This is a genomic window from Frankia sp. CcMO1, from assembly GCF_977945845.1.
In genome coordinates this window covers 1-6,434 of record NZ_CDWTMG010000261.1, presented here as the reverse complement: position 1 = coordinate 6,434, position 6,434 = coordinate 1, and the positions used below count along the sequence as shown (strand labels likewise).

Sequence of the window (6,434 nt, the reverse complement as noted above, 5' to 3'; positions counted from 1 at the left end):
ACTTCACATGCGCAGCGCCAAGGATTTCTTCGCTCCCCTCGCCGTGGGGGCGCCACTCCCGCCTCGCGAGATCCCGTGGCGGCCGTCCCGGATGATTCACGTCTTCGACCCGAGCAACGAGAAGATGGCGGCGAAGCTGCCGCAGATCATCCCCCGGGTCGACGTGCTGCTCGGGAACCTCGAGGACGGCGTCCGGGCGGACAACAAGATCGTTGCCAGGGAGAACCTGATAAAGATCGTCGACGGCGCGGACTTCGATGAGACAGTTCTGGATCCGTCTGAACAGCCTCGACTCACCCTGGGGGCTCGACGACCTGCTCACGCTCGTGCCCGCCATCGGCGAGAATCTCGACGTGGTGATGGTGCCCAAGGTCCAGGGGGCGGAGGACATCCACTATGGAGTCGAAATGAAATAACTTGCGCGTTTCGAACCCTCCACAGGCCTGTGACCTGCGATGATGCTCTCGATCACGTATTTGTTACTTCATTACGTCCCCTAACCGCACGTTCTCACCCACCGAGGCCCAGGTCGCGCAGGCCGCGGAGATCGTGCGGGTGTGGGAGGAGGCACTACGCGAAGGCCGCGGAGTGGCGACCGTCGACGGCCGGCTGATCGAGAACCTGCACGTCGACAACGCGCGCCGGATTCTCGCCGTCAGCGTGGCCATCGCGGGTCTGGCCGACGGCCAGACGGCCTCCTGACGGTAGCTGTTCTGGCCGTAACTGTTCTGGCCGTAGCTGTTCTGACGGTGACAGTTCAGCCGCTCCGACGGCTGTAGGGATGCGACAGCCTCTCCACCGCGGTGGAAATCACCGCGGTGGAAGCCACCGTCGTTCTCTGCCAGCGTGATCCAGACTCTCGGACCCGCGGGCGATGTCTCCTGTCGGTCAGTGCAGGGGCCGGTGCGCGGTCTCGGGGAGCCGGCTGAAGACCACGGTGCTGACCAGGGCGACGGCGGTGACGTACCAGCCGAAGGAGGCGGGGTGGCCGATGTCCACGAGGTAGGTGGCGACGTAGGGGCCGGTGCCGCCGAAGAGGGCGACGGAGAGCGCATAGGGGAACCCGATACCGGAGCTGCGCAGGCGCGCCGGGAACAGCTCGGCGACCACCGCGCTCGAGATGCACGACCAGCAGGCGAGGAACACCAGCCCCATGATCTGGACCAGGAGCAGCCTGGTGGTCGAGCCGTCCAGGAGGGCCAGCATCGGAACCGTGCCGACCACGAAGAAGGTGCCGAAGGTGAGCAGCATCGGCCGCCTGCCGACGCGGTCCGAGATCGCTCCGAAGACCGGCTGCAGGGCGAGGAAGATGGTCAGCGCGACGACACCGGAGAGCAGGCCGTGCTTGAGGTTGGAGCCCACCGTGATGTTCGCGTACGTCGGCAGGTAGGCGGTCCATACATAGAACACCAGCGCCGGGGCCGCGGTCAGTCCGAACACCTGGAGGGATTCCCTGGGGTGCCGGCGGAGGAACTCGAACATGTCGGCACGACGGGCACCGGCCGGCTCGTCCGCCGTCTTGGTGAGGGTCTCCTTGGCGTGCGTCCGGATCCACATGCCGACCACGGCCGCGACCGAGCCGAGCAGGAAGGGGATCCTCCAGCCCCAGCTGGTCATGTTCTGCGAGTCCAGCGTGCTGGCGAGTAAGGCGCTGATTCCGATCGCCGCCAGGTTGGCCGAGGTCGCACTGATGTAGAAGAAGCTCGAGTACAGCTCCCGACGGCCATCCGGTGCGGACTCGATGAGAAACGCGCTTCCCGCGGCATACTCGCCTCCCGTGGAGGCGCCCTGGATCAGCCGGGCCAGCAGGAGCAGCGCCGGGGCGGCGACCCCGACCTGCTCGTAGGTGGGGGCAAGCCCGATGATGAGACTGCCCAGGCCCATGCCCATAATCGTGGTGCTAAGCGTCCTGCGGCGGCCGATCCGGTCGGCGAGAATCCCGAGGATCAGCGATCCGACCGGGCGGGCGAAGAATCCGACGGCGAAGATCGCTAACGTCGACATCAGCGGCACCAGGCTGCCTCCCGGGCTGGCCGGGAAGAACTGCGTGGAGAAGTACACCGCAAGCATCGAGTAGATGTACCAGTCGAACCATTCGACGGCGTTGCCGACGGAAGCGGCCAGGAGCTGCCGATAATGGTTGGTCCGCTCTCGGAGGCCGGTTGTTGCTGTCATCGAAGCGGTCATGGGTTGCTCCCCTGTTGGGCGGCGGCCGAGACCGCCAGCTCGGGACGTCGAGCTCTGATGGGCCCGATAGCGGGTACGGATTCCCAACAGGATGTGGCGTGCGACACATTGGAGGCTACGGGCGGGATGCCAACGTGGCGCCCCTTGCTTCGTAGGCGGCTACGAAACCGGCGGGGCTGCCGTCTCCGCGTGGAAGGCCCAGGACAGTTCCACCAGGGTGTCGGTGTCGTCCAGGGACCGCCCGGTCAGCTCCTCGAACCGGGCTAACCGGTAGCGCAGCGTGTTGACGTGTATGTGCAGCGCCTCGGCGGTCCGCGGGATGTTACGGCCATTGGCCAGGTAGCAGCGGAGCGACTCGACGACTTCCTCCCCGAACGCACCGGTGCCCCGGAGCGGCTGGAGGTAGCGGGCCCGCATCAGTGCGGTCACGTCCGCCGCGCGCGGCACGGCCACCCGCCAGCCGAGGCCCTCGAGGGTGTGCACGCCCTCGTTGTGGCGCAGTCGGGCCGCGGCCAATACGTCGTTGGCCACCGAGAAGGACGTCGCGACCCGGTCCAGCGGCCCCTCGGGCCCGGCGGCGACCAGCAGCCCCGGGACCGCGGGTGGCAGCCCCGACACGATCCCCACGAGCCGGCCTTGGGAGGGCACCAGGAGCAGGACCACGTTGCTGCGCCGGCATCCCTGGTTGATCAGGTTGAGGGCCTGGTCCAGCTCCGCTTCCGGTAAGGCGGCAGTGCACACCGCCCGCAGGTGTGTGTCGCGCCGCACGTGGTAGCGGATGCACCCCTGCTCAATCTGCGTCGGCGACAGGGTGCCGGCGAGCAGCCCGGCGAGCCATTCGTCCCTGCGCCTTCGGTCCGCCACCGCATGCGACAGGCCGTACTCGCGGTAGGCGCTCGCCGCACGAGCGGAGAACACGTCACTCAGCTTCCACAGCAGCGAGGTGAGGGTGAGCGACTCGGGGTGGTCGACCCCGAACTCCTGGGCGCGATCCACCAGCCGGTCCTGGATGCTCGCTATGCAGATGCGGAAGCCGCCCATGATGTCCTCGATCGGCACGCCCTGCTGGAGCCGTTCCAGCGTTGTGCGCTCGGCCTGCCAGATCTCCGAGCTCGGCGGCACGACGCCCGCCCGCAGGGTGCGGCACGCCAGCACGACGTTGCGGTGGATGCTCGTCACCAGCGCCTCGGTCGGGACCACCTCATAGGCCGGGATCTCGCGCCGGACACGCTCGATCGTGGGATCCACCAGTCCCTCGTCGCGTTCCAGCGCAGCGGTGAGTTCTCGCACACGGTCGTCGGACGTCCGCATCATCATGGGATTATCCTGCCCGGCGGTGTCGTCGGCACCCCGGTCCTCGCCCCAACGGCGCGCGTGGCACCCGTGCTTGTCGCGCGTGTTCAGGGATCTGTCACCGCTGTTCTATCTCGGATCTTTTGGTGGGTCCAGAATCAAACCCTACCGCTCGCCTAGCCGGCCGTTCCCCGCCGGATCCAGACGATTCCGAAGGCAGGGATCGACGCCAATCTCCCGAGGAGACGCAGATGACGACACTGGTCAATCCCCTCCAACATTTCGCTCCAACGCACACGGGAGTCGACGATCTTCCGTGGGTTCCGTTCACGCCTTACACGAACGAGGTGGAATTAAAGATCCTTCATGTGGATCTGGTCAAGAGCGAGACACAAATGCTTCTGCGGGCGCCGGGGGGAGCCTCGCTGGGTGTGCATGACCATTATGGTCGCGTGCTTGTCTACACGATTCGAGGGAAATGGCGGTACGCGGAGCACGCCTGGGTGTCGGGGCCGGGTGACTTCGTGTACGAGGTCGCCAACAGCAGGCACACGTTCATTGTGGAGCCTGACGAGGGCATCGAGGTGTTCATCTCGGTTGAAGGAGCTATTGCTTTCCTCGGCCCAAACGACGAGATCATCGGCATCGAGCAGGCCCATACGTTCGCCGAGCGATACAACGAGTACTGCAGGAAGCACGGGATCATCCCGGTTGACCTGACCAGCTTCGCCCTTTCGTAGCCAGTCGGTCGCTACTCGTACACCACGGGCGTGGACTCCACTACCGCGACTTACCTGGGCTTCCCGCACGTCTTTCCACTGCTTATGCGGCCCTACGCGGTTGGCCGTGAGCCGTGTTTGAACACCAGCGTTCAGTGACCGCCTGCTGTGACGGGGTGTGACCGTGCAGGGCTCGGGGCAAGGGACACACCCGCCGATGACGAACGGCCAGGTCAGCGACCTGGCGTCGGCCGGTTCGCACAGCCGGCGGGCGTCGGCCGTGCGAACCGGCTGTCGCTGCGGGCGGCGCTGCCCGACGTGTCGGTGCTCGGGATCGACGACCAGCGGCGCGGCTCGCCGCGTTTCCACCGCGACCCGCTCACCGGGGCGTGGGTGACCGACGCCGACCGCTGGCAGACGGTGCTCATCGACTCCGCCGGCGATCAGGGTCTGCTTGGGTCGTCGAGCGGAGGGCTCCGAAGCCCGTGACCAGCTGGATCCTCGCCCAGCCCGCGGCCTGGCGTGCCCGGATCAGCGCCGTGACCATCGGCATGTCCACGACCTACAAGGCGGTCGCCTGCGCCGCGCTCCCGCACGCCCAGTTGGCCGTGGACCCGTTCCACACCGCCCAGCTCGGCAACAAGGCCGTCAGTGACGTACGCCGCCGTGTCAGCCACCAGCTACGCCACCGCCGCGGCCGTGCCACCGACCCCGAGTACACGATCAAAGACCGGCTGCTGTGGGGCCCGGATGCGCTTTCCGACCGCGGGCGCCGCCGCATCCTCGAGACCTTCACGGTTCTCGAGGACCTCGACGGTGAGGCCGCCCACGCGCTGCGCACCGCCTGGAACGCCAAGAATCTGCTGCTCGACCTGCTCGCGCTCTCCCCGGCCCGCACCGGCGTCGCGACCACCCCGCACCGACATCGCCAGGGCCCTGACCAGGTTCCTCGGCTACTGCGCGACCTTCGGAAAGGACGTCCCCGAGGTCGTCACCCTTGCCGAGAGGATCTTCGACTGGCGCAACGAGATCGCCACCGCGATCCTCCTCGGACTCTCCAACGCCGCCGAGGCCGTCAACCGGGTCACCAAGCTCGTCTACCGCACCGCCTTCGGCCTGCGCAACGTCCCGAACCAGCAGCGCCGCGCCAGCTACGCCACCACCCGAAGTAGCCGCCCCGACTGGCTACCCGCCACCACCCACCCCAACGTCCAATAACCGGCCAGCTACGACTCCCGGTGAACTGCGTAGGAGTCGAAATGAAATAACTTGCGCGTTTCGAACCCTCCACAGGCCTGTGACCTGCGATGATGCTCTCGATCACGTATTTGTTACTTCATTACGTCCCCGTAGAGCCGCTTATGCTTGCAGGCGCGGCGGCCCAGGTTCCCGGTAGGAGGTCATCATGCGGACCTACGAGATGTACGACCTTGTCGATGTACCCCATCGCGACCGTCCTGGACGCTGGGAGGAGATCCTGGGCAGCACGGTGACGCCATTCCACACTGATGTTCCTCCAGGGAAATTACCCTACCGTGCCTCGATTGAGCGTCGCTGGTTCGATGACATCGCGCTGCTGGATATCGCATGTGATCCGTGTAGGGGTGAACGTAGTCGAAGTCTGATCAGCCGGACCAGCGAGGAAAATATTGCGATCTTCTTCGCTACCGCTGGGACTGAACGGCTTGCCATCGAGGACAAGAAGATTGTTGTCACTCCGGGCAGCTTCGTGGCTTGGAACAGCACGCAAAGGATGCGGTTCGAAGTTGTTGAGCACTTCCGCAAAATTACCCTGGTAATGCCGAGGGTGGCGCTGGAAGAGGTCTTGGAGAGCCCGTGGTTGGAAGCCGACCTCGTGGTGGACGTGAACGCTCCCGCGATCAGGTTGTTGCGCAGTTATATCGCCTCACTTGCCAGCCTCCCGCACGAGATTCCCGCCCCCACCATAACGGCGGCCCGCAACGCGGCATTGGAGTTGGTGGCCGCGGCGGTGCGCCCCGAGGCCACGTTCACGAATGCGATCACTGGGGAAGCGATGCGGCTCGCAGTGGAACGCTGGATAGCTCGAAACCTTGGCCACCGCGACGTCAGTGCCGCTGCGGCGGCCGCTGCGCAGTGTGTGTCTGTCCGCACGCTGCAGCGCGGCTTCGCCGCGACAGGAAACAGCTACAGCGCCGCCGTCCGCTCCCAGCGACTCGCACGAGCCCGCCGGGACCTGATCGAGGGATCATGCAT

The 6,434-nt window shown here is 66.1% G+C and carries 8 protein-coding genes and 1 pseudogene; 6 read left to right on the top strand and 3 right to left on the bottom strand.

Going from position 1 to position 6,434, the window contains the following annotated elements; translation table 11 throughout:
* A partial coding sequence (locus AC08OU_RS21295; RefSeq protein ID WP_476605625.1) for a hypothetical protein occupies positions 1-337 on the bottom strand: 337 nt, incomplete at its 3' end.
* Between the two features lie 218 nt (positions 338-555).
* On the opposite strand from AC08OU_RS21295, the gene AC08OU_RS21290 reads away from it, so the two are divergent.
* Entirely contained in the window at positions 556-702 is a 147-nt protein-coding gene (locus tag AC08OU_RS21290; protein ID WP_476599011.1) for a hypothetical protein, read from the top strand.
* A gap of 186 nt (positions 703-888) precedes the next feature.
* Here the strand turns inward: AC08OU_RS21290 and AC08OU_RS21285 are convergent, their stop codons facing one another.
* On the bottom strand, positions 889-2,175 hold the full coding sequence (locus AC08OU_RS21285; RefSeq protein WP_476599009.1) for an MFS transporter: 1,287 nt from the start codon (positions 2,173-2,175) through the stop codon (positions 889-891).
* A 171-nt stretch (positions 2,176-2,346) separates the two neighbouring features.
* Entirely contained in the window at positions 2,347-3,504 is a 1,158-nt protein-coding gene (locus AC08OU_RS21280; protein ID WP_476599007.1) for a PucR family transcriptional regulator, read from the bottom strand.
* A gap of 227 nt (positions 3,505-3,731) precedes the next feature.
* Between AC08OU_RS21280 and AC08OU_RS21275 the strand changes: the two genes are divergently transcribed.
* The 5 genes and pseudogenes from AC08OU_RS21275 to AC08OU_RS21255 all read left to right on the top strand — a co-directional run.
* Positions 3,732-4,220, top strand: coding sequence for a 2,4'-dihydroxyacetophenone dioxygenase family protein (locus tag AC08OU_RS21275; RefSeq protein WP_462188529.1), 489 nt, complete (start codon positions 3,732-3,734; stop codon positions 4,218-4,220).
* Positions 4,221-4,367: 147 nt separating this feature from the next.
* Complete coding sequence (locus AC08OU_RS21270) at positions 4,368-4,688, top strand: hypothetical protein (protein ID WP_476599005.1); 321 nt, start codon at positions 4,368-4,370, stop codon at positions 4,686-4,688.
* Positions 4,589-5,023: pseudogene (locus AC08OU_RS21265) on the top strand (transposase); the annotation flags it as partial. The gene AC08OU_RS21270 and the pseudogene AC08OU_RS21265, both read left to right, overlap by 100 nt.
* On the top strand, positions 4,950-5,417 hold the full coding sequence (locus AC08OU_RS21260) for a transposase (RefSeq protein ID WP_476599003.1): 468 nt from the start codon (positions 4,950-4,952) through the stop codon (positions 5,415-5,417). The pseudogene AC08OU_RS21265 and the gene AC08OU_RS21260, both read left to right, overlap by 74 nt.
* Positions 5,418-5,604: 187 nt before the next feature.
* The coding region (locus AC08OU_RS21255; protein ID WP_476605624.1) for an AraC-like ligand-binding domain-containing protein at positions 5,605-6,434 on the top strand (830 nt) is incomplete at its 3' end.

What these genes read in the sequence shown, in the direction of transcription:
- AC08OU_RS21280 (WP_476599007.1), bottom strand. Translation starts at nt 3,504, where the DNA reads ATGATGATGCGGACGTCCGACGACCGTGTGCGAGAACTCACCGCTGCG.
- AC08OU_RS21260 (WP_476599003.1), top strand. Translation starts at nt 4,950, where the DNA reads ATGCGCTTTCCGACCGCGGGCGCCGCCGCATCCTCGAGACCTTCACGG.
- AC08OU_RS21285 (WP_476599009.1), bottom strand. Translation starts at nt 2,175, where the DNA reads ATGACAGCAACAACCGGCCTCCGAGAGCGGACCAACCATTATCGGCAG.
- AC08OU_RS21275 (WP_462188529.1), top strand. Translation starts at nt 3,732, where the DNA reads ATGACGACACTGGTCAATCCCCTCCAACATTTCGCTCCAACGCACACG.